The sequence below is a fragment of the Pseudomonas agronomica genome, assembly GCF_025917275.1.
Lineage (GTDB): Bacteria > Pseudomonadota > Gammaproteobacteria > Pseudomonadales > Pseudomonadaceae > Aquipseudomonas > Aquipseudomonas agronomica.
In genome coordinates this window covers 22,192-45,173 of sequence record NZ_JAOSHO010000006.1, presented here as the reverse complement: position 1 = coordinate 45,173, position 22,982 = coordinate 22,192, and the positions used below count along the sequence as shown (strand labels likewise).

General features: G+C 60.1%; 21 protein-coding genes. 10 read left to right on the top strand and 11 right to left on the bottom strand.

Annotated features, from left to right (window positions below):
• Positions 1-124 precede the first annotated feature (124 nt).
• Positions 125-610 carry a glutathione peroxidase gene (locus OC610_RS01365; protein ID WP_264426182.1) on the top strand — a complete coding sequence of 162 codons (486 nt, stop codon included), beginning with the start codon at positions 125-127 and terminating at the stop codon, positions 608-610.
• Positions 607-1,068 carry a MarR family winged helix-turn-helix transcriptional regulator gene (locus OC610_RS01360; protein ID WP_264426181.1) on the top strand — a complete coding sequence of 154 codons (462 nt, stop codon included), beginning with the start codon at positions 607-609 and terminating at the stop codon, positions 1,066-1,068. Before OC610_RS01365 ends, OC610_RS01360 begins: the two co-directional genes overlap by 4 nt.
• On the opposite strand, the gene OC610_RS01355 is transcribed toward OC610_RS01360, so the two are convergent.
• Positions 1,052-3,373: a hybrid sensor histidine kinase/response regulator gene (locus OC610_RS01355; RefSeq protein WP_264426180.1), complete on the bottom strand. Its 2,322-nt coding sequence runs from the start codon at positions 3,371-3,373 to the stop codon at positions 1,052-1,054. The genes OC610_RS01360 and OC610_RS01355 overlap by 17 nt on opposite strands.
• Positions 3,374-3,536: 163 nt before the next feature.
• Between OC610_RS01355 and OC610_RS01350 the strand changes: the two genes are divergently transcribed.
• Entirely contained in the window at positions 3,537-4,427 is an 891-nt protein-coding gene (locus OC610_RS01350; protein ID WP_264426179.1) for an ATP-binding protein, read from the top strand.
• Positions 4,424-4,906, top strand: a complete 483-nt coding sequence (locus tag OC610_RS01345) for a GAF domain-containing protein (RefSeq protein WP_264426178.1) — start codon at positions 4,424-4,426, stop codon at positions 4,904-4,906. Before OC610_RS01350 ends, OC610_RS01345 begins: the two co-directional genes overlap by 4 nt.
• Here OC610_RS01345 and OC610_RS01340 read toward each other — a convergent pair whose 3' ends face one another.
• From OC610_RS01340 to OC610_RS01310, 7 genes are all read right to left on the bottom strand, one after another.
• The gene (locus OC610_RS01340; protein WP_264426177.1) at positions 4,907-7,852 is read right to left on the bottom strand and encodes an HD domain-containing phosphohydrolase; all 2,946 of its coding nucleotides are present in this window, start codon (positions 7,850-7,852) and stop codon (positions 4,907-4,909) included.
• Positions 7,853-7,926: 74 nt separating this feature from the next.
• A complete protein-coding gene (locus OC610_RS01335) occupies positions 7,927-11,541 on the bottom strand; it encodes a transporter substrate-binding domain-containing protein (protein WP_264426175.1) in 3,615 nt (1,204 codons plus the stop codon).
• 11 nt (positions 11,542-11,552) lie between these two features.
• Entirely contained in the window at positions 11,553-12,179 is a 627-nt protein-coding gene (locus OC610_RS01330; protein ID WP_264426174.1) for a response regulator transcription factor, read from the bottom strand.
• A gap of 363 nt (positions 12,180-12,542) precedes the next feature.
• On the bottom strand, positions 12,543-13,871 hold the full coding sequence (locus tag OC610_RS01325) for a deoxyguanosinetriphosphate triphosphohydrolase (RefSeq protein WP_030141897.1): 1,329 nt from the start codon (positions 13,869-13,871) through the stop codon (positions 12,543-12,545).
• Between the two features lie 148 nt (positions 13,872-14,019).
• The gene (locus tag OC610_RS01320; protein WP_264426172.1) at positions 14,020-14,355 is read right to left on the bottom strand and encodes a hypothetical protein; all 336 of its coding nucleotides are present in this window, start codon (positions 14,353-14,355) and stop codon (positions 14,020-14,022) included.
• Positions 14,352-14,741: a phage holin family protein gene (locus OC610_RS01315; protein ID WP_264426171.1), complete on the bottom strand. Its 390-nt coding sequence runs from the start codon at positions 14,739-14,741 to the stop codon at positions 14,352-14,354. Before OC610_RS01315 ends, OC610_RS01320 begins: the two co-directional genes overlap by 4 nt.
• Positions 14,742-14,743: 2 nt before the next feature.
• Positions 14,744-15,058 (bottom strand): DUF883 family protein, encoded by a 315-nt coding sequence (locus tag OC610_RS01310; RefSeq protein WP_030141900.1) that lies wholly within the window; start codon positions 15,056-15,058, stop codon positions 14,744-14,746.
• 339 nt (positions 15,059-15,397) lie between these two features.
• Between OC610_RS01310 and OC610_RS01305 the strand changes: the two genes are divergently transcribed.
• A complete protein-coding gene (locus OC610_RS01305; protein WP_264426170.1) occupies positions 15,398-16,606 on the top strand; it encodes an ammonium transporter in 1,209 nt (402 codons plus the stop codon).
• A 6-nt stretch (positions 16,607-16,612) separates the two neighbouring features.
• Here OC610_RS01305 and OC610_RS01300 read toward each other — a convergent pair whose 3' ends face one another.
• The gene (locus OC610_RS01300; RefSeq protein ID WP_264426169.1) at positions 16,613-18,325 is read right to left on the bottom strand and encodes a cation:proton antiporter; all 1,713 of its coding nucleotides are present in this window, start codon (positions 18,323-18,325) and stop codon (positions 16,613-16,615) included.
• Between the two features lie 189 nt (positions 18,326-18,514).
• On the opposite strand from OC610_RS01300, the gene OC610_RS01295 reads away from it, so the two are divergent.
• From OC610_RS01295 to OC610_RS01285, 3 genes are all read left to right on the top strand, one after another.
• Complete coding sequence (locus OC610_RS01295; protein WP_332880451.1) at positions 18,515-18,754, top strand: glutaredoxin family protein; 240 nt, start codon at positions 18,515-18,517, stop codon at positions 18,752-18,754.
• A gap of 90 nt (positions 18,755-18,844) precedes the next feature.
• Positions 18,845-19,165, top strand: a complete 321-nt coding sequence (locus OC610_RS01290) for a transcriptional regulator (RefSeq protein ID WP_264426167.1) — start codon at positions 18,845-18,847, stop codon at positions 19,163-19,165.
• A 72-nt stretch (positions 19,166-19,237) separates the two neighbouring features.
• The gene (locus OC610_RS01285; RefSeq protein ID WP_264426166.1) at positions 19,238-20,128 is read left to right on the top strand and encodes a pseudouridine synthase; all 891 of its coding nucleotides are present in this window, start codon (positions 19,238-19,240) and stop codon (positions 20,126-20,128) included.
• Positions 20,129-20,204: 76 nt separating this feature from the next.
• Here the strand turns inward: OC610_RS01285 and OC610_RS01280 are convergent, their stop codons facing one another.
• Positions 20,205-20,426, bottom strand: coding sequence for a YgdI/YgdR family lipoprotein (locus OC610_RS01280; RefSeq protein WP_030141906.1), 222 nt, complete (start codon positions 20,424-20,426; stop codon positions 20,205-20,207).
• A gap of 75 nt (positions 20,427-20,501) precedes the next feature.
• Positions 20,502-21,104, bottom strand: coding sequence for a molybdenum cofactor guanylyltransferase MobA (gene mobA, locus OC610_RS01275; protein WP_030141907.1), 603 nt, complete (start codon positions 21,102-21,104; stop codon positions 20,502-20,504).
• Positions 21,105-21,182: 78 nt separating this feature from the next.
• Here mobA and moaB point away from each other — a divergent pair, with 78 nt between their 5' ends.
• Both moaB and OC610_RS01265 read left to right on the top strand, forming a co-directional pair.
• Positions 21,183-21,722 carry a molybdenum cofactor biosynthesis protein B gene (gene moaB / locus OC610_RS01270; RefSeq protein ID WP_264426165.1) on the top strand — a complete coding sequence of 180 codons (540 nt, stop codon included), beginning with the start codon at positions 21,183-21,185 and terminating at the stop codon, positions 21,720-21,722.
• 22 nt (positions 21,723-21,744) lie between these two features.
• Positions 21,745-22,935: a molybdopterin molybdotransferase MoeA gene (locus OC610_RS01265; protein WP_264426164.1), complete on the top strand. Its 1,191-nt coding sequence runs from the start codon at positions 21,745-21,747 to the stop codon at positions 22,933-22,935.
• Positions 22,936-22,982 lie beyond the last annotated feature (47 nt).

Below are 22,982 nucleotides of genomic sequence, written 5' to 3'. Positions count from 1 at the left end.
GCGGGGATGAATCCCCTCGCCACAGGCCTGTGTTCGATCGAAGCTTTGTCTTTTAGATAATTAAATTGCACACAATTTAATTGCTCGCTATCTTCGCCCCTCCAACTTCTTGAGGAGCTGCCCCATGACCGACAACCTGCTGAGCATTCCCTGCACCACCATCAAGGGCGAACAAAAGACCCTCGCCGAATTCGCCGGCAAGGCTGTCCTGGTGGTCAATACCGCCAGCCAATGCGGTTTCACCCCGCAGTACAAAGGGCTCGAGGCGTTGTGGCAGTCCTACAAGGACCGGGGGCTGGTGGTACTGGGTTTTCCCTGCAACCAATTTGGCAAGCAGGAGCCGGGCAACGAGGGGGCGATTTCGGAGTTTTGCGAGCTCAACTTCGGCGTGAGCTTTCCATTGTTCAAGAAAATCGAGGTCAACGGTGCCAACGCCCACCCGCTGTTCGTCCAGCTCAAGCAACGGGCGCCTGGTGTGCTGGGGTCCAAGGGCATCAAATGGAATTTCACCAAGTTCCTGATCGGCAAGGATGGCCAGGTGGTCAAGCGCTTCGCCCCGACCACCAAGCCCCAGGACCTCACCGCCGAGATCGAAGCCCTGCTCAAATGAACGATCTGTCAGTCGATTCGCTGAAGCTCGACAGCCAGCTGTGCTTCAAGCTGTATGCCGCGTCGCGGGCGGTGATTCGCGGCTACAAGCCGATGCTGGATCAGCTCGGCCTGACCTACCCGCAGTATCTGGCGATGCTGGTGTTGTGGGAATGGCAGGAAAACGCTCCGGAACAACCCACGGTCAAGGCACTGGGGGAGCGCCTACTGCTTGATTCCGGCACGCTGACGCCGCTGCTCAAGCGTTTGGAGCAACTGGCGTTGGTCGAGCGCCAGCGTTCAGCCCGTGATGAACGCGAGGTTCATTTGAGCCTGTCGGACAGTGGAAAGGCCTTGCGCGAGCAGGTCGGCCCGCTCAAGGCCCGCCTGTTGTGTGACAGTGGCATCGATCTGGATCGCGTGGGTGACCTGCGCGACAGCCTGGATCACTTGTTGGCCCAGATCAAAGCGCTGACGTAGTGGGCACCCACTGATCCAGCAATGCCGCGAGCTCTTCGCGACGGAACGGCTTGGACAGATAGTCGCTCATGCCGGCGGCGCGGCAGCGTTCGCGCTCCTCGGGCATCGCATTGGCGGTCAGCGCGACAATCGGCAGGTTTGGCCAGCGCCCACTGCGACGAATCTGCCGGCTGGCTTCATAACCGTCCATGACCGGCATGTTGCAGTCCATCAATACCAGGTCGAAATCCTGCTGTTCGAGCTGGTCAAGGGCCTCGATGCCGTGGGCCGCGACGACGACCTCGCAGCCCAGTTTCACCAGCATGCCCTTGGCCACCAATTGGTTGACGGGGTTGTCTTCCACCAACAGCACTCGCCCGCGGCGCGAAGGGGCCAGCGCTTCGATCTGCGCGTCGTTGATGGTGGTCGCCTCGCTTTGCAGGGCGCGCCGCAAGATCTGATAAAGCGCATGGCGCGCCAGCGGCCGGGCTTGTTGCAGCAAGGGGGCGAGCGCGGCTGCTTCTTCGCTGGGCATGAAACTGCCGTAGGCGGTCACCAGCAGGATCGGCGCGGCGAAGGTCGGCCGCAGATTGAACAGGCATTCCGGGCAATCGGTGATCAGGATGTCGGGATTGAGCCCCAGCAGCCCGTCGTCCACGGAACGTTGTACATAGTCCAATCCCCAGCCAGGCACCAGCATGCCCAACAATTCGGCCAAACCGCTATTGGCAGTGGTAATGGCGACGACGTTGCCACGCAAGGGCTCGATGGCGGCCGCGGGGGTGTGACAAGGCAGTGGCAGGTCTGCGCAGAATTGGCTGCCAAAGCCAGCCTCGGAGCTGATCGTCAACCGGCCCTGCATGGCTTCGCAGAGGTTATAGGTCAGCGCCAGCCCGAGCCCGGTGCCGCCGAACTGGCGCGTGATGCCGGCGCCAGCCTGGGTGAATGGCTGGAGGATCCGGGCCTGGGCCTCCTGAGGGATGCCGATGCCCGTGTCGCAGACCTCGATCCGCACGCCGCCTTCGTGTTGGCTCAAGCGCACGTCGACCCGACCGAAGCGGGTGAACTTCAAGGCGTTGGACAGCAGGTTGCTGACGATCTGGCGAACGCGGGTCGGATCGCCCAGTACCTGGGCGGGGAACTGTGGATCAATCAGGCACGCCAGTTCGACGCTCGGGGCGGCATTTTGTGAAAGCAGGTTGGCGGTGTCCTCGATCAGCGAACCGAGGTCGAACGGTATGCGTTCGAGTTCCAGTTGGCCGGCGTCGAACTTGGACAGGTCGAGGATATCGTTGAGCAGCTCCACCAGTACCTTGCCCGAGTCGTGGGCGATTGACAGCTGTTGCTGTTGTTCGGCGGTCAATGGGCCGTCCAGGGACAACGCGATCATCCCGAGCAGTCCGTTGAGTGGCGTTCGGATTTCATGGCTCATGTTGGCCAGGAACGCGGATCGGGCTTCGGCCATGTCCAGGGCAGTACGCCGCGCAACCTCCAGTTCTTCGTTGGACTGGCTGAGGCGCGCATTGATGGCCTTGAGTTCGGCGGTGCGCGCCGAAACGATGTTTTCCAGCTGCGCCAGGTAATCGGTGAGACGATTTTCAGCGGTGCGTCGTTGCTGGATTTCGGTCGAGATGTTTTCGAACTGCTGGTTGGCAACCGACACCAGCACGCCGATCTCGTCGTATTGATGGCCGGTGGGGCATTCCAGGGGACTTTGTTCGCTGCTGCTCGGGTCGCGGCTGCTCAGTTCGCGAATGACCCGTACCAGCGGCTTGGTCAGCATGACGTAGAACAAGGCGAGCAGCAGGCCGGTCAGGATCAGGCTGCGGGCGAAACCGTTGAGCAGGGTGATCTCGGCCCGGCGCAGGAAACGACTGCCGAAGGAATACGTATCGACGTCCAGTCGCAAGACACCCAGGGACTCGTCAGGCAAATGGCTCAAATAGAGCCGGTCTTCGAATTGCCGTTGGGCGCCGAAAAGAAAGTCGCTGATAAACCGGTAGCTGCTTTGCAGTTCGGGGCGCTTGACGCTCGCCAGCACGGTATTGTTGTTATCGATCAGTTCGGTGCCAATGACGGCTGGCGAACGCAACAGGCCCAGGGCCAGTTCCTGGGCAAGCTCGGCGTCGATGTTGTAGGCGATGCGCGATGCCGGGTTGTGGCTGATTTCCAGCAGGGACAGGATTTCACGGTTGATCGACGCGTCTTCGCTGGCATAATCGATGCCGATCTGCACCAGGCTTAACAACGTGCCCAGCACGAAACCCACCAGGACGGTCAGTCGGGCCTGCTTGTACGACAGCCGTTGGGTGAACCTGATGTCCATGGAATGGTGAACCACTTACGTTTCCCTTCGCCGGTCAAGCATAGCTGATCATCTCTGAATACCGGTGCGACCGGTGTGTAGTGTGTGAAACAGACCCGCCATCGGCTTCGTCGTTTCGTCGCTGTAGCGTCATCATTACCGTGAACCTGTCCGAGGAGAAGACGTGGACGCTCGATTAATTGCTTTTCTTGACCGCGCCGATGCGGTGCTGGCCCGCATAGAACCCTTGTTGCCTGCGCCACGGCCTGCCGTCGACTGGACGCAGACCCTGGCCGCACGCTGGCAACGTGACGGGCGCAGCGGCTTCCTGCTGCCGCTTGAAGTCAGTCTCGACATGCGGCTGTCGGACCTGATCGGCGTGGATCGCCAGGTTGAACAGTTGGGCCGCAATACCCGGCAGTTCATCGACGGCATGCCCGCCAACCATGCGCTGCTCTGGGGATCGCGTGGCACGGGCAAGTCCTCCCTGATACGAGCCTTGCTGGCTGAACACGCCGGGCATGGCCTGCGGCTGATCGAGATCGAGCGTGATCACCTGGCCGATCTGCCCCGGGTGGTCGAACAGGTCGCCAAGCTGCCCCAGCGCTTCGTGGTGTTCTGCGACGATCTGTCGTTCGAGTCCGGTGAAGGCGATTATCGCGTGCTCAAGAGCGTATTGGACGGTTCTCTCGAACAGGCGCCGGACAACGTGCTGTTGTATGCGACTTCCAACCGGCGTCACCTGGTGCCCGAAAAAGAAAGCGACAACGAAAACTGGAAGCGGGTCGACGGCGAGCTTCATCCCAGCGAGGCCGTCGAAGACAAGATCGCCTTGTCCGACCGTTTCGGCTTGTGGTTGTCGTTCTATCCCTTTACCCAAGAGCATTTCCTCGACGTGGTAGAGCACTGGATCGGCACACTCGCCGCCAAGGCCGGGCTGGCCTGGCAACGTGACGAAGCGCTGGACATACAGGCGGTCCGCTGGGCGACCGGGCGCGGCAACCGCAACGGCCGTTGCGCTTATCAATTTGCCCGTTATTGGGTGGGCCTCAAGCTTCTGGAGCACAATGCATGATCGATTTGACGAACACCGGCGCAGGTCTCGAAGGCTACGGACTGCTGTCGGCGCAGTTGCAATCGTTGTTGGCGGATGAGCGCGATTTCATCGCCAACGCGGCGCAGTTCTCAGCGTTCCTGTTCAATCAGATGGACGACTTGAACTGGGCCGGTTTTTACCTTAATCGCAACGAAGAACTGGTGCTGGGCCCGTTCCAGGGGCAGATCGCCTGTGTACGGATTCCCTTCGGTCGCGGCGTGTGTGGTGCCGCCGCCGCGACGCTCCAGACCCAGCGCGTCGAAGATGTCCACGCCTTCCCCGGGCACATCGCCTGCGACAGCGCCTCGAACAGCGAATTGGTCGTGCCGCTGGTCAAGGACGGGCGCCTGATCGGCGTGCTGGACCTGGACAGTCCGAAACTGGCGCGTTTTACCGAGCATGACCAGGCCGGCATCGAGCAATTGGCGGCGATATTCCTGCGTTTGACCGAGTGCTGATCACGCGTTCAATCCTGCCTTGGCCAACAGGCTGCCCGGATCGATTTCATCGATCTGACGCGGATCAAGATATTCCTCGGCGTAACGCAAGTAGATCCTCTCGTCGATGAACAGCTTGAAGAGTTCGCAATCGATATGGGCGTCACGGCACATGGTGGCCATGATGCCCAGGGCCTCGCTCAGTTTCTTGGCTTTTTTATACGGTCGGTCGGCCGCGGTCAGGGCTTCGAAGATGTCTGCTATCGCCATCATTCGAGCCGGCAGGCTCATCTGTTCGCGCTTGAGTCGCTTGGGATAACCGGTGCCGTCCATTTTCTCGTGATGGCCGCCGGCGATCTCCGCGACGTTTTCCAAATGGCTGGGGAAGGGCAACTGACTGAGCATCAGGATGGTCTGGACCATGTGGTGATTGATCACGTAGCGCTCTTCGCGGGTCAGCGTGCCGCGCGTGACGCTGAGGTTATAGAGTTCGCCGCGGTTGTATTTCCAAGTGGGCACGTCGAGCTGGAAGCCCCACGGATTGTCCGCCGGAATCAGCTCGGCCTCATGCCGCTCGAACAGGTGTTCGGGTTTGTCCGCCAGCAATGATTCGGTGACGGGCAGCGTCGGTTTGGGGGCGCGTGCCTGGCGGCGGTTTTCCTCCCAGGAGACGCCCAGGCGATCATCCAGGGTGCGGGTCCAGGTGCGCTGGGCGATGTGTTGCAGGCGTTGCAGGTCATCGTCGGCCATGGCTTCGGAGCCCAGGTTGCAACGTGCGACGAAGGCGAAGTCATCATCCAGGGCCGCCAATGCCGCATCGCGTCGCCGGGCCAGGGATGACGCTTCGCCACCGCTTGCCACCGCCTGCCAGTAATCGATCCAGGCATCGCGCTTGAGGACTTCGAAGCGGGTACGGACCTCGTGGATGCGGTCGTTCAAGGTTTCCAGCTTGGTGGCTTTGTCCACCACGTACTCGGGCGTGGTGACCTTGCCACAGTCGTGCAGCCAGGCCGCTATGTGCAGCGCCTCCCATTCGTCTTCCGTCGGTCGATAGCCTTCGAACGCAGGCGCCTGGCTGGTGGCTGCCGCTTGGGCGAGCATCAGTGTCAGCGCGGGCACTCGCTGGCAATGGCCGCCGGTGTAAGGGCTCTTCGCATCGATCGCGCCGGCGAGCAGTTGAATGAATGAGTCCAGCAGTTGCTTCTGCCTGGCTTGCAAGCGCTGGCTTTCGATGCTCACCGTCGCGGCGCCGGAGACGGCCTGCAGGAACGCGATGCGGTCTGGCTGGAGCTTTTCCAGGTCGGCGTCGGTGCCGCTGTCGCTGATCAACAGCACCAGCACGCCGACGGTTTCCTGGTGACGGTTGCGCAGGTGAATACCGATCAGGTGGGCGCGTGGTGCGTCCATTGCCAGCAGGATACCGCGCAGATCGCCGGCCTGTTCGAAGCCGAGGGAGCACACCAGCGTCTCCGCGACGGTCAATTGCTGAAACCAATGCGGGCGGCTTGGAGCATTCAGCGTATAGCCTTGCAATTCGAACGTTTGCAGATCCCGAGGGGTTCCGTCGATGACCAGTCCATACGGCTTGATTTGCTTTCCATCGCTTTCTCGCAGATAGATCAGTCCGGCCTGGGCCTGGCCGATTTTCACGGTCTCGAACAGCACACGCTCCAAAAGCGGGGCGAAGCGGGTTTCGGCACGCAGGCTGGCGGTGATCTCGAAAAAGCTCGCCAGGGTCTCTTTCATGCGGGCCATGGAAACGCCCAACTGATCGACCTCCAGCACCGGGGAGCGACGGGACGCAGGGTAATCGAAGTCGAAGCTGCGAATCGCATCGGCTTCCTGCACCAGGGACCGTAACGGCTTGACCAGGATCCTGGAGGTCAGCCAGCCCAAGGGCAGGCACAGCAGCAACGTGGCGAGGGTAATCAATGCGCCTTGCCAGCGCATGCGATAGGCATCGGCCAGTAACTCGTCTTCCGGCACCAGCAACGCCAGTTCAAGGCCTTGTGGCCCACCTTCCTGGATGTGGCTGCGGGAAACGATCCATTGGCGCCCAGCCGCCTCCAGGCGCGGCGTGTCGCTGTTTCCATCGAGCGCGGCGGCAATGGCCGGCGCCAGGTCACGGGCCTTGATCAGCCTTGATGATTCGGTATCAACGATCAGTCGGCCGCTGTCTGGGTAGCCCACCGCGTTGCCTTGGGGGTCGAGCAGGACGATCTCGGTGCCAGGGGTGACCTTGTGCTTGGCCAGCGTCTGGGACAGGGCGGCCAGGGTCAGGTCGGCACCGATGACCGCATGCTCGCCGCTGCGTCGGGCGAGGGTCGTGCCGATGTTCCGGGTCGAAAAGAACACATAGGGCTCGGTTGTAATCTGCTCCGCTGTTTCCATTGCGCTGCGAAACCAGCCCCGGCTGCGTGGATCAAAGGTTTCGTCAGGGTTGTCCTGCTGGCCGACGAGCGTCAGGGCCTGGTCATAGAACAGCGATCGGGAGCGGACCTGGCCTTCGCGCGTGCGCTCCACGGTCCAGACCTGATACGTCGCGTCGACCGGCGCGTTCAAGGCGGTCCTCAAGGCCTTGGTGCGTAATGGCCGAACCATCAGAAAGTCGCCATTGCAATCGCCCAGGTACAACGACGCCAGGTTCGGGTTGTCCCGCAGCGCGCGGCTGAAAGGCGCGAGCAAGGCCAATCGTTCGGCGATCCGGGGCTCGCGGGTTGCCGGATAATCAGCCAGCAGGCCCAGCAGATGACGGATCGGTTCGTAGGTGTCGTACAGGTCCACCCGCACATCCTGTTCGATTCGATTGAACAGTTTTTCACTGCTGGACAGGATGATCTGGGTGGTCTGCTGGTAATTGAATACACCCAGCACCACGCCCGTCAGGAGCAAGAGCAGCGTGAACATCACGCTGATATGGACGTGCAGGGGAAACCGGCGTTTTTCCGGACGCGGTGCGCTGGGCATTTCCGTCACTCCAAGTGTTCGGGGGGATCGCCCCCGCTACGCACTGCTGAGCGAACAGCATAGTAAACACTGGGTTATTCTGCCTTGACGATCTCCGTTTGCAGGGCCTGCTCCAGTTCTGTCATTGCCTGTTCGAGGGCCTGGGCATGCCCTTCGATTCGTTCTGGCGCTTGATGACAGGCCAGCTCCAATGCCTCGCAGAGTTGAACCAACGAAGTCGCCTGTACGATGCGGGCGACGCCTTTGATTTTATGGGCTGTCTCGGCCAATGCTCGCCTGTCTCCGTTTTCAGCGGCGTCAAGCAACTCCTGCCGGTCCGAACGGTTGCTGCTGAGCAGTTCCGCCAGCAGGCGTCGCGTCGACACGGGGTTGCCTCCGGTCAGGGCGTGCAGGCATTGCGCGTTGAATGCGTGGCGACGCTTGGCGGGTTTGATCTGGTTCATCCATTGATTCAGCGCGCTCAGACTGATCGGCTTGAACAGGCAATCGTTCATGCCGGCATCTTTGCAACGCTGTCTTTCCTCGGGTTGTGCGTTGGCTGTGAATCCCAGGATGGTGCAGGGCGGTAGCTGATGTTCCGTCTCGCGCAGACGGATCGCCGTGGCGAGTTCGTAGCCGCTCATGATGGGCATGTTGCAATCAGCGATCACCAGGTCGAAATCCCCGTCCAGCCAGGCCTTGAGCCCTTGCTCGCCGTCGTGGCTGAGGTGGTGGTGATGGCCGAGGTATTCCAATTGCTGGGACATCAGCAGGCGATTCGCCGGATGATCGTCCACGACCAGGACGCGCAATGCGCAGGCGGCGGTTTCGATCATGGGTTCGGCGTCAGGGCGTGCCGGGGCGCCCGGCAGGGCGGCCAGTTGCAAGGAGACCCGGACCTGGGTGCCAACGCCTGGCTGGCTGTCCATCCGCAGATCGCCCCCCATCATCCGACAGAGGTGGCGGCTGATCACCAGGCCCAGGCCCGCGCCCTTGCGCGCCATCCGGCTGCTGTTATCGGCCTGGGCGAACGGCTCGAACAGCCGCCCCAGGTCCGCCGGGCTGATGCCGATGCCGCTGTCGCTGACCTCCAATTGCAGGTGCAGCGTCCCTTCGTGCACGGTGGGTGACAGTTTCACGCTCACCTTGACCTCACCCAACTCGGTGAATTTCAGGGCGTTGCTGATCAGGTTCGAGATGACCTGCTTGAATCGCAATGGGTCGATGTGCACGTTCGGATTGCCTTCGGCAGGCTCGAAGTGCAACGACAACGCCAGGTTCTTCTGCCGGGCCAATCCCGCGAACACGCGAACGACCGACTGCAAGAGGGCTCTCAGGTCGACACGTTCGGGCGCCAGGCTCAGATGGCCTGATTCGATACGGGCGATGTCGAGAATATCGCCGATCAGCTCCAGCATGCCGGAGGCCGACTCGTACGCGACCTCTATTGCCGAGCGGTCCACCTGGCCTTTGTCGGCGTGCTTGAGGGCGAGCTCGAGCATGCCGATCACGGCGTTCATCGGTGTGCGGATTTCATGGCTCATGGTCGCCAGGAAGGTACTTTTGGCCCGGTTGGCATTCTCGGCCTGCTCCTTGGCGGCACGCAGTTCGTCGAACAGCGCTCGCCGTTCGCTGATGTCGATCCAGCCGCCGATGATGCCTTGTACCTGTGCCGCCGAATTTCGGTAGGGGAGGATCCAGTGGTAGATAGTGAGCTTCCTGTCACCGATGTGCAGCGGCCGATCAACGATCAGGGGGACGCCTTCGGCCATCACGCGTTGATAATCCATCTGATATTCCCGCGCTTCGAAGGCGTTGCTCATGGTACCGGGCATGACGTTCTTGCCAATGACCTCCTCGCGTCTTGCATTGAATGTTTCAAGGTAGCTGTCGTTGCAGCTTTGCAGGAAACCGTTGCGATCCCGTACATAGATCGGGTGGGGCGTGCCGTTGAGCAGGGCGTGCATGAACTCGAGCTGGTCATTGAGCGCCAGTTCTGCCATTTGTCGTTGCCTGATCTGGCGCCGCATGTAGGCATTCCAGGCCAGTGAGAGCAGGAGTAGCAGGCCAGCGCCCGCGGCGACCTGGAGGAACAGGCGATTATAGGTGCGCCAGGCCGCCTCTGACGCCGGGACGTAGCCACGCCAACGGTTGTTGATGACGCCCAACTCGTCGGGGTCAATGCTGGTCAGGGCTTTGTCGAGAATGGAATTGAGTTCCGTGGCGTCTTTTCCGACGGCCAGGGAGAACATTGCCTGCTGGGTGCCCACGGTGCTGCTGATTTGCAACGTGTCCCGCAAGGTATGGGAGGACATGAAGTAATTGGCCATGACCAGGGAGTTCACGCTGCCATCGGCTTGCCCTTGGGCAAGCAACTGGACGGCGCTCAGCGAGTCGGCGGTTTCGATGACTCGCAGGCCGGGGTATTGGCTGCGTAGCCAATCGATGATGGGGTTGCCTTTGGCGATCGCCAGGCTCTTGCCCGCGAACTGATCCAGTGTCGCCGGGGTGCTGGACTGCTTGCGCGTCAGCAGGACGAAGGAACTGTCCATATAAGGCCGGCTTAATCTCAGCAGTTGTTGTCGTTTGCGGCTTGGCGAGAGCGCGGCAATGACATCCGCCTGGCCGTTCAGGACTGCGGCGATCATGTCCTCGTCGGTGCGATGACGTTGAATGTCCAGGCGCAGGCCGGTTCGCAGCTTGACCAACTCAAGCAAGTCGGCGCTGATGCCGCGAAAATCGGCGTCCGGGTCGAAGAAGGTAAACGGGGCGAAGGTTTCGTTCACTGCTACCCGAATGGTGGGATGTTGGGCCAGCCAGCGTTGTTCTCGGTCGGACAGTTGAATCTGGTGATCCGAGAGGTACAGGTCGCTACCTGCACTCCAGCGCTTGGAAATAGCCGTCTGTTCGGCGATGGGAATCTGGTTGAGCGTGGCGTTAATGATCTCCAGCAACCGGGTGCTGTTGTGTCGCAGCGCGAAGGCGAATCCGGAAGACTCGTGTTTTGCGAAGCTGGCCATGTGGATATTACTCAAGTACCCCTTGTTGATCATGTAACGGGTGGAAATGGTATCGCCGAGAAAGACATCGGCCTGCCCGAAGGCGACCGCATTGATGGCGTTCTGGTAGGAGGGGTAGGCGGTGATAGACGCTTTGGGGTACAGCTTTTCGATTTCGTGCAGGGGCAGGTAGTGATAGACCATGCTCAACCGCAGCCCTTCGAGATCGTCAGTCAGGGGCCTGCTTTCACTCGTTCGGGTGACCAGGACCGGTTGATCCACGGCATAGGGGGTCGACAGGATGATGCCGGTGCTTCGGGCTTCGAAACCGTTGGCACTGCCGAGCAGGTCGATTTGCCCATGCTTGAGCGCGGCGATGGCGGCCTCGCGTGAGGCGAAGCGCAGGACTTTCATGGGCAGGCCGGTCGCCTTGGCGATGAGGCCCGCATAATCGGCAGTCATGCCTTCATAGTCGCTCCCGTTGGTAGAACGGTCGAAGGGCGGATAATCCGGCGCGGAGGTTCCGAGGATCAATTCTTGACGACCTTGCAGCCAGGCACGTTGGGTCTCATCGAGACGGATTTCGATAGGGTCCATCGTCGCGCGACTCAATAGCGCGTAGCGCTGGGGCATATTTGGCGTTGCCATGAGCATTTGCGCATATAACCCTGCGCCTAACAGCAGAAGATAGTTGCTTATGCGATTGAGCATCCTATTGTTTCTCACACCAGCGAGTTTCGCTTTGCCATTTCAATCAGGTCTACCAAGGACTTAACTTTAAGTTTTTGCATGAGCCGTTTTTTATAGGTGCTGACTGTTTTATTGCTCAGGAACATACCCTTGGCTATTTCCTTGTTGGTGCGGCCTTGGGCAAAAAGTTGCAGAACCATCAACTCGCGGTCATTGACACTCTTGAAAAGATCCAGCTCGATACTGCGGGGATCGTCATGGGAGACGGGCGTGAGTGCCTGGCTGGGGAAATAGTTGTAGCCGGACAATACGGCCTTTATTGCGCTGACGAGTTCGCTGAGGTCTTCCTGCTTGCAAACGTAGCCGGAGGCGCCGGATTGCATGCAGCGAATGCCGAAGAGCGTTGGGGATTGCGCCGTCAGCACTAATGTCTTGAGCGGCGTGGTCATGGCATTGAAGCGTGAAAGTATTTCCAATCCATCAAGTTTGGGAATGCTGATATCCAGGATGACCAGGTCGGGCATGCATTCGCGCACCATTTGCATCGCATCGACGCCGTTGTCAGTTTCCCCTACGACTTTATAACCTTCATGCTCCAGCAGCATTCGAACGGCGAGGCGGATGACCGGATGATCGTCGACAATGAAAACGGAGTTCATGAATAAAGTCCCCTGCAAGCTTAAATAAAGCGCGCACCTTAGCCCAGTTAAGGCCGGCTCGTACGAGGAGACGGGGCATGCCTGATCAATTTCAGAACTTTCCTACAAAAAAAGAGGCGAGATAACACGATGTGCTTAGCCAATTAGTAGGCGGGTAGCGTGGGAAGGGGATGTTTATCTTCCGGTCTGTGTATGTATCGTCATATGGCGAAACTAAGCAGGGATGCAATCTTCAGCTATTTCCAGCCGCTCGCCAGCGATTTCCAAGCCATTGGAAACTGTTTATTGGAAGACGGTAAAACCACCGATTGCGGGAGCGCGACTGCTCGCTCCCGCAGGATTCCGGTCGCTGGCCGGGTCATTTCATTGGCGAGTGCGACCGGTCATTTCCTGGGCCATTTCGCTGGCGTAGCTGTCAGTCATGCCGGCGATGAAATCAATCATCCGCAGGAAAGCGCCGTGCAGCGGCCCGTCAGGATCGGGGGCGTTGTTGCCCAGCAGGTCGAGGATCCGGCGATTCTTGAATGAGGGCGTTCGGCCCCCGTGTTGTTCGAGGGCGGCACCGCAAAAACCGTTGAGCAGGATCTCCAGCGTGGTGTAGGCGCCGATCTCGTTGAGCGTCTTGCGCTTGTCCTGGAATATTTTCTTGCGAGCCATGTCCTTGGCATTCAACACGCAGCGCTTGGCCGGCCCGTGCATATGCTCCACGAGGTCGCCCTGCAGTGTGCCGGCCAGCAGCGCATCCTGTTGTTCGACGAACGCACGGGCTGCGGCGTTGGTCAGGTGTTCGATGGCCTTGCCGCGCAGGATAGCCAGTTTTCGCCGCCTGGAATCCAATGGTCCAAGCTGGCGATAGGTCTCCGGCAGATCGTCTCCGACCAGGTCCAGCAGCAGCGATTCCACCTGGGAATATTCCAGCAGGTCCATTTCCACGCCATCTTCCAGGTCGATCAGCGCGTAACAGATGTCATCGGCGGCCTCCATCAGGTAGACCAGCGGATGCCTTGCCCAGCGTTGATCCTCGATCTGCGGCAGGCCAAGTTTGTGGGCGATTTGCTCCAATAGGGGTAGTTCGCTCTGATAGCAGCCGAACTTGTGCTTCTTATAGCCCAGGGAGTCGGCGTGACGGGCTGTCCAGGGATACTTCAGGTAAGTGCCCAACGTCGCATAGGTGAGCCGGGTGCCGCCGTCGAACTGATGGTATTCAAGCTGGGTGAGCACCCGGAACCCCTGGGCGTTGCCTTCGAAGTTCAGGAAGTCGTTACGCTCGGCCTCGCTCATCGCATCAAGCCAGCCACGCCCTGCTGCCTGTTGGAACCAATAGCGGATGGCGTCCTCGCCGGAGTGCCCGAACGGCGGGTTCCCTATATCGTGGGCCAGGCAGGCCGATTGCACGACCATGCCCAGGTCGCTGGGTTCACACCAGTCAGGCAGCGCGCTACGGATGGTCTCCCCGACGCGCATGCCGAGCGAGCGACCGACGCAGCTGACCTCCAACGAATGGGTCAGGCGCGTATGGATATGATCGTTGCTGGAGACCGGGTGCACCTGGGTCTTGCGCCCAAGGCGACGGAATGCACCTGAAAAGATAATGCGGTCATGGTCTTTGTGAAATGGACTGCGGCCCAGTTCTTCCGGACTGTGCAGCGTTTTTCCCAGGCGTTCGCGCGTCAGCAGGGTGTGCCAATCCAAGGCCGGTTGCTCCGTTTGTTGAGTCGATGCCCTAGCTTCCCGGTTCGCGCGGTGTCCTGCAAGGCCTGAGGGATGCGATCAGTTGTGCCAGGGTGTTGCGTTGACAGTCGAATCGGGCCGTTCGATGAGAAGGGCCCGTCGAGCAGCATCAGGGTTTACGCGTACTCTTGGCCAGCTTGATCAGCGGAAGCAGCGTCGTTGCCAGCCGGATCAGGCGCGACAAGCCCCCAGGACGGCCGCGTCGGGTTCGCTTGCCGCCGAGGAAACCCAGCAAAGAGACTGCGGCAACGCCCCAAAGCGAGGCATGCTTGAGCCCGAAGCCCTCGTGCCAACTTTGCGTAAACCCCCGCACCCGTTGCAGCGGGTGCAGAAGTTGCCGCGTTTCCTGGCGAATCTCCTGGCGGTGCATCTCCATGCGCAAACGCACCAGCGCCTTGCGCATCTCCTGTCGGGTACGGGCTTGAGGAATATCGGGCAGGCTCATGGCAACAGGCGCTCCCGGTCATTGGCCAATTCTTCGAGGGTGGCGTGGAACGGTGAGGATTCGTCGTAGATCGCTGCCTTGAGCCGAAGCCCGCAAAACAACGCCGCCAGCAGGTAAAACAGACAAAGGCCAATGATCCCTGCCAGGCGGTAGGTGTCCCACACCAGGATCAGCACGAGGGCTGACAGTCCAACCAGCAGCAGCAAGCCAAAAACCAGCGCCAGGCCGGCAAATAACAACAGGCTGACGGTACGGGCCTTCTGTTCCTGCAGTTCGATGCCGAACAATTCGACGTGACTGTGCAGCAATCCGAGGAATGCCGCGCCCAGGCGTCGTGCTGTAGGTTTTGTGCCCGTTTCGGACGAGCCGGATTCGTCGATACCCATCATTAGCGCCGTGTCGCCAGCAATCCGATCAAGAAGCCAACGCCTGCGGCAATGCCAACCGACTGCCAAGGATTGGCCTGCACATATTCTTCGGTGGCGATCACGGCGGCCTGGCCGCGCTCGCGCACGGATTCTTCGGTCAGCTTGAGCGTTTCGCGGGCGCGCAACAGGGTTTCGTGGATCTGGCTGCGCAATTCGTCAGCCTGGTCGCCCGCCAGGGTCGCGGTGTGATCCAGCAGTCGCTCGGTATCGCTGACCAGCGTCTGAAAGTCTTCCATCAGCGTTTCTTGAGCGGTCTTTGCCTGGGTTCTGGCCATGGGTGGATCTCCGTAGGTGACGTCTGAAGCGTTCGAGTATGAGCCATGCAGGAAGGTTCAGTGAAACTGGCTGGTACAACTTTTGCTCGGCTTTTTGCCATGTACTGGTGCGTGAGCCTGCGCCAGTGCGCTGAAGCTGGGCGAGCGCCCTAAAACCTTGATCCAGAAAATCAAAAAACGCAAAGCACGACGAAGCAGGACCTCGGTTTGCCAGTTGTCATGCACCAAGACGGTTCGATCGCCTTCGGGAGATAGGCGAATTGTCTTAATTTGGTGCGATGACGGCGCGAAACGAACCGCTTCGGTGCTTTTTCAACTTTTTCAGGTCTGCCAATACCCATGGAAAATATGCAAAGCGCCGTGGACAGTCTGGTCCATAGTTCCAACACGCTGTTCATCCTGCTCGGTGCTGTCATGGTCCTAGCCATGCATGCCGGGTTTGCGTTCCTGGAAGTCGGAACGGTCCGGCAAAAGAACCAGGTCAACGCGCTATCAAAGATCCTCAGTGATTTTGCTGTCTCGACCCTGGCCTATTTTTTCATCGGTTATTGGGTTTCCTATGGCGTGACGTTTGTGCAACCGGCGGCGGCCCTTGCCGCGGACCACGGCTATGGCTTGGTGAAATTTTTCTTTCTGCTGACATTTGCCGCTGCGATCCCGGCCATTATTTCCGGTGGTATCGCCGAGCGAGCTCGCTTCGCACCGCAACTGTGCGCCACGGTGCTGATCGTGGCGTTTGTCTATCCATTTTTCGAAGGCGTGGCCTGGAACGGCAACTTCGGCCTGCAAGCTTGGCTGCAAAGCCATTTTGGTGCCAGTTTTCATGACTTTGCCGGTTCCGTGGTGGTCCACGCCATGGGGGGCTGGCTGGCGTTGGCCGCTGTCCTTCTGCTCGGACCGCGTAACGGGCGTTACCGGGACGGGCGCCTGGTGGCATTCGCCCCGTCGAGCATTCCGTTCCTGGCGTTGGGTTCGTGGATCCTGATCGTCGGCTGGTTCGGCTTCAACGTGATGAGCGCCCAGACGTTGCCTGGTGTGAGCGGATTGGTGGCGGTCAATTCATTGATGGCGATGGTGGGCGGGACCGTGGCGGCGTTGGTCGTCGGGCGCAACGACCCGGGCTTCCTGCATAACGGACCGTTGGCTGGCTTGGTGGCGGTCTGCGCGGGCTCCGACTTGATGCACCCGATTGGAGCGCTGGCGACCGGCGCGATTGCTGGTGCTCTGTTTGTGTGGTGTTTCACGGCGGCCCAAGGCAAATGGAAAATCGATGACGTGCTGGGTGTCTGGCCGTTGCATGGCCTTTGCGGTGTCTGGGGCGGTATCGCCTGCGGGATCTTCGGCCAGCAGGCCATGGGCGGCCTGGGCGGGGTGAGCCTGGCCAGCCAACTGATCGGTACCGCGCTAGGCGTCGGTATTGCACTGGTTGGCGGGTTCGCGGTGTACGGGACGATCAAGGCTTTGCTGGGGCTGCGTCTGACACAGGAAGAAGAGTATTACGGCGCGGACCTGTCGATTCACAAGATCGGCGCGGTCAACCTGGACTGATCGGTATCACGGCTCCTTGTCCTGGTTGCCCGGATAAAAGCCGTGCAGGAGCCCATAACGCTCGTGGCGGACTTGATCCACGTGATGCCGGACTCGCTGTTCAGGTAACCCGAGCATGATCAGCGCATGGGACGCGAGCATCAGGCTCGACTCCAACAGTTCCGGGACCACTTCGGTGGCTCCGGCGGCCTGCAATTCTGCCAGTTGGCTGTCGTCGCGGGTGCGCACCAGGACAGGTACATGCGAATTGACCCGCCGGGCCTCCTTGAGTACCGCCATTGCGATGTCTGTCTTGTCCACCGCGATCACCACCAATCGTGCGCGACCGAGCCCGACCGCGGTAAGCAGGTCCGCACGGCGTGAATCACCATAATGCACGCAATGTTCGCCAGCAGTGGCCTCCCGGATGATGACCGGGTCATCGTCCAGGGCGACGAACTCCAGCCCCTCGCGGCGTAGGAAACGCCCAATGGACTGGCCGACGCGACCATACCCGCAAATGACCACGTGGCCTGACAGGCCTGCATTGAGTTCGCTGATCTGCTCCAGTTGCGCTTCTTCGTTGGGTTTGCGGTGCAGGCGGGCAGCTATGCCCGGCGCGGCGCGCAGGCATAGTGGGGTCAGCAGCATCGAGCAGAATGTCGCGGCCAGTAGCAGGCCGCCGATATCGCCGGGCATGAGGTGGTTCTGTTGCATCAATGCCATCAGGGCGAAACAGAACTCGCCGCCCTGGGACAGGGCGAGGCCGCTGCGCCACGCCGTTTCGCCATCGCTGCCGCGCCACTTCACCAGGGCGGCAACCACGCAGCCCTTGATCGCCATCAAGCCGAGGGTCAATCCCAGGATCAGCAGGCCATCGTCCATGAACAATTGCAGGTCGATCAGCATGCCGATGCTGACGAAGAACAACCCGAGCAGGATGTCGCGGAACGGGCGTATGTCCGCCTCGATCTGGTGCCGATAATGGCTTTCACCCAGCAGCATTCCAGCCAGGAACGCTCCCAGGGCCGGTGACAGGCCGAGCAGGTGGGTAAGCCACGCCGTGAGCAGCACGATCACCAGGGCCAGTAAAACGAAGAGTTCCGCGGAGCGGGATGCCGCCACTTCATGGAACAGGCGCGGCAGCAGCAGCCGGCTGGCCAGCAACAGGCCGCCGAACAGCACCAGCGTCTTGCCCAAGGTCAACGGTAACGCCCAATACCAGGCGTTGTCGCTGCTACCGGCAAACACCGGCACCAAGGTCAAAAGCAATACCGCGACGACGTCCTGGAACAGCAGCACTCCGATGGCGTTCTGGCCGTGGCTGCTGAAAATCTCTCCCAGGCTGGACAGCTCCTTGCTGACAATGGCCGTAGAAGACAGTGCCAGTCCTGCGCCGAGTAGCAGTGCCGCCGCCAGCGGAGCGCCGCTGCCTGCCAGCAGCACGCCCAGCAGCGCGGCTGAGCAGAGAACTTGCAGGCTTCCAAGGCCAAACACGACCCGACGCAGTTCGAGCATTTTCGACAGCGAGAACTCCAGCCCCAACGAAAACAACAGGAAAACCACCCCAAGCTCGGCCAGGTCTGGCAGCTCTTCGCTGTCATTCACCCAGTTCAGCGCAGTGGGCCCGACAGCCAGGCCGACGCACAGATAGCCCAGCACCGGTGGCAGGCGCAGGCGCCTGAACAGGGCAATGACCACCAGGGACGAGGCGAGAATGATCAGCAGGTTGGCGAACAAGAGAAACTCCGTTTCAAGGTTTACGAGACCCAGCGTAGAACAGAAAAAACATCGAGCATCGCTGGAAACCCATTCGGGCTCAGTGATTTGCGTCAGCGTTTTGCCGAAACATCCTGCGACATGGTACCCGGCTCGACGGTTGCGTGGAGCGGGCCTAGAATGACGATCTGTCTTTTTTGGGTACCTGCCATGACACCGGAATGCCAGCTGTTCGGCACCCTGGGTTGCCATCTTTGTGAAGTCGCCGAGGCTGTGTTGATGCCTTTCGTCGAACATGGATTGTTGGTGGAACTGGTTGATATTGCCGACAGCGATGCCTTGTCCGAAGCCTACGGCCTGCGCATTCCCGTGTTGCGCAGGATCGACACGGGGGCGGAACTGGATTGGCCGTTTGACGATCCCGACCGGGTTGCTTCATTTCTGCGTTGACGCCTTCCATCGGTTGGACCTGCATGCCGCCATTGGCGAAAGGGTGTTCTTCGGTTACTGTATGTGCATACAGCTACTGGAGTGCAGCCCTTGGTCAATGTCGAGCAATTGAAAAACAGCGTGAACCGGATGTCCGTGGACGTTGTAAGCGAAGCGGTACTGGAGTTGCGCCTGGACGGTCTGGTCACGGAAGGCAAGACACCCTTCAACAAGCTGCACTTCAATACCTGTTTCGCCGAGATAGAAGCGCTGTTCCAGCGCGCCGGCTACCACAAGCAACTGGATGTGGTGGGATATCAGGGCCTCTTGTATGCCTTGTACGATCCGGGGCGCTGGGAGGCGGTCGAAGTGCTGCGCTGGTTGAAGGAATTCACCGAAGCCGCCGCAAGACGGACAACGATCTCCGCCTGAGCCATTCATTACTGGGCTCGCTTGCCTGACTGTCGGATAATGCTGCTCCCAGCAAAAGGTAAAGAGTCTTCAATGTCCGGTTCATCGTTTTCCGCAGCTCAGCAGCAGGCCAGCACGTTGTACCTGCCGCCCGGTGCCTGGCAGACGGTGCTGGAATGCCTCTGCGAGCATTTCAGTGCGATCAGCCGTGAGCAATGGCTGGACCGGATTGCGCGGGGCCGGGTGCTGGACGGAGAGGGCAAGGCGATACGTGCCGATCTGCCATACCGTGAAGGCCTTCGCATTCATTATTTTCGTGAAGTGCCCGATGAAAAACCGATCCCGGTGCTCGAATCGATCCTCCATGCCGACGAGCACCTGGTGGTGGCAGACAAACCGCATTATCTTCCTGTCACGCCGGCGGGCCAATATGTCGAGCAAACCTTGTTGCGGCGTTTGATCCGTCGCCTGGATAACCCCCATCTGGTGCCCCTGCACCGTATCGATCGGCACACGGCCGGGCTGGTGCTGTTTTCAGCCAACCCGAAAACTCGTTCGATCTATCAATCGCTGTTTCCGACACGCCAAATCGAAAAATGCTATCAGGCCATTGCTCCCGCGCTGCCTGGATTGAGTTTTCCACGTGTGCATGAGAGCCGGTTGATCGATGGCGAGCCGTTCTTCCGAATGCAGGAAGGTCCCGGGGCACCCAATACCGAGACGGCCATCGACGTGCTGGAAAAAAATGGCGACCTGTGGCGCTATGGCCTGTATCCGGTGACCGGGAAAAAACATCAGTTGCGCGTGCATATGAATGCCTTGGGCGCACCTATCTGTAACGATCCGTTCTACCCCGATGTGATTCGGGATGCTCAGGATGACTACTCCAATCCGCTCAAGTTGCTGGCCCAAGGGTTGCGCTTCATCGATCCGGTCACGCATCAGGATAGGATTTTTGAAAGCAACATTACGCTGCAGTGGTAGCCATTGCGTTTTCGACAGGCAACAAAAAGCCCGCAATCAATGCGGGCTTTTCTGTATCTGGCTGTGACGTTGAAGATTACAGATCTTTAACGGTACGAACCTGGTCCTTGTTCACGCGAGTCTGCTTGCCGTCCAGTTGCTCGAATTCGTAGAAGCCGCTCTCTTCATCGTATTTAGGCGTGTCGACGGCCTGGATTTCGCGACCGTCATTCAAGGTGATCACTGTTGGCGATGCACACCCGGCGAGAGTGGCGAGGCCCAGCGCGAGCATGAAAGTAGCGAGGGTCCGTTGGTTCATGGTGTTTCTCCGAAATGGATTCTTCAAGTTACTGACCTTCAGACGTATACATCGCGCGCAAGTTCCTGGCTAGTGTCAATCTGACACGCCTTTGTGCTGGGCGAGGAGTTCCGGCGTGTTGAGATTGGCCAGTCGGGGATCGTTGGACGGGCATTGCAAGGCGACTGCTTGCAGCGTGCGCATGATGCGACCCGGGCTGCGTTCTCCATCGCTCCAGGCCTGTTCGAAAGTGGCTGACAAGGCGCGGGGAATGATGCACAGCAGCGGCTCCCAATGTTCGCCGTGACGCACCATCAGTGGTTTGTCGGGATGTTTGCTGGCAGTTTCGCGCATGCTGTCCAAAAGACTCGAGTCGATTTGCGGTACGTCGCACGGCAACACCAGCAGATAGGGATGCTTCGCTGCCTTGAGACCTGCCCGGATTCCAGCCAGCGGGCCCGGAAAGTCACCTTCATCGTCATGAACCAGCTGGTCGGCATACGATGCATAGCGCTCCAGGTTGCGGTTGCAGGAAATGATCAGGTCGTCGCTCAGGGTGCGGGTTTGCCGATGAAGGTGGGCAATCAGCGGTTCACCTCGCCACTCCAGCAAGCCCTTGTCCTGCCCACCCATGCGTTGACCGCGTCCGCCAGCGAGGAGCAGCACGGAGCAAGGTGGCAGGGCATTATTCGAGGTCATCGGGTGTCTCCGCACGGGCGAAAAAATGGGACGCTGTGATATAACACCAGGCTGTTTCCCCTACAACTGGACGAGCCTATGAAAGCCAAGGCTGAAGTACCTTTCGTGCCGCTCAATGTCGCGGTGCTGACTGTCAGTGATACCCGTACCCTGGAAACCGACACCTCGGGCCAGGTCTTTGTCGATCGCCTCACGGAGGCAGGGCACAACCTCGCGGCACGGGTGTTGCTCAAAGATGATTTGTACAAGATCAGGGCGCAAGTTGCCGCCTGGATCGCCGACGATGTCGTGCAAGTGGTGTTGATCACTGGCGGTACCGGCTTTACCGGGCGCGACAGCACGCCGGAGGCCGTTGCGTGCCTGTTGGACAAGCAGGTCGATGGTTTCGGCGAGCTGTTCCGGCAGATTTCCGTCGCGGATATCGGCACTTCCACTGTCCAGTCGCGAGCACTGGCCGGCCTGGCCAACGGGACGCTGGTGTGTTGCCTGCCCGGGTCGACCAATGCGGTGCGCACAGGGTGGGATGGAATCCTGGCCGAGCAGTTGGACGCACGGCACAGGCCGTGCAATTTCGTGGCCCATTTGAAACAGGCGGCGCCTTGTGAATCCCGTGGGTAAACCGGGCAAGGCAGGTGCCTTGATGGCTGTCGAGGTCGCCTTGGAGCGCTTGCTCGAAATGGCGGCCGCCACGCCCATCGTCCAGCACGAGCGGGTGCCGTTGGCCGAGGCGCAGGGACGCGTACTTGCCGAGGATCTGGTGTCCACCCTGGATCTGCCGCCATGGCCCAACAGCGCCATGGACGGTTACGCCTTGCGCCTGGCTGACTGGAATGGTGAGACGCCGCTGGTGATCAGCCAGCTGATTTTTGCCGGGCAATCTCCGGACCCCCTTGCCGCAGGGACCTGCGCGCGGATCTTTACGGGGGCGCCGATCCCGATGGGCGCAGATTGCGTCGAGATGCAAGAAAACGTCATCGTCGAAGACGACCAGCGGGTGCGGTTTACCCAGCCCATGGCCTGCGGGCAGAACATCCGTCCCCAGGGGCAGGAAACGACCGTCGGAGAACAGGTTCTCGGCGCCGGCACTCGCCTGGGGCCGATTGAGTTGGGGCTTGCGGCATCCTTGGGGCGTGCATCGCTGGGCGTGATACGCAGGGTGCGAGTTGCTGTGCTGTCCACAGGTGATGAGCTGGTAGAGCCGGGCCAGCCCCTGGGGCCGGGGCAAATCTATAACAGCAATCGCGTACTGCTCTGTGGCTGGTTGCATCGCCTGGGTTGTGATGTGGTCGATGCGGGTATCCTGCCTGATGACCTGGCCGCTACTCGCACATGCCTGGCTCAGCTATCGGATGTCGACTTGATTCTTTCCACGGGCGGAGTGTCGGTAGGGGAGGCCGATTTCCTGGGTATCGCGCTGCGCGAGGAAGGGGAGCTGACGCTCTGGAAACTCGCCATCAAGCCCGGGAAACCGCTGACGTTCGGGCATTTTCGTGGCGTGCCGGTGATCGGCCTGCCTGGAAACCCTGCTTCGACCCTGGTGACTTTCGCCCTATTGGCGCGTCCCTACTTGTTGCGTCGCCAAGGTGTTCAGGCGGTGTCGCCTCTCAAGTTCCAGGTGCCCGCCGGTTTCGTCTGGACGAAGGCAGGCAATCGGCGAGAATTCTTGAGAGGACGCATTGAAAATGGTCGAGCGGTCATTTATCGCAACCAGAGTTCCGGTGTCCTGCGCAGCGCAGCCTGGGCCGAAGGGCTGGTGGAAGTCCTGGAGGGAAGGACCCTGGCTGAAGGCGATGTCGTCAGTTTCATCCCCTTGAGCGAAGTCCTGGACTAGTCCGGCAATCGCCAACGTGCTGCGGCCCGATTCTGTATCGGGTCTCT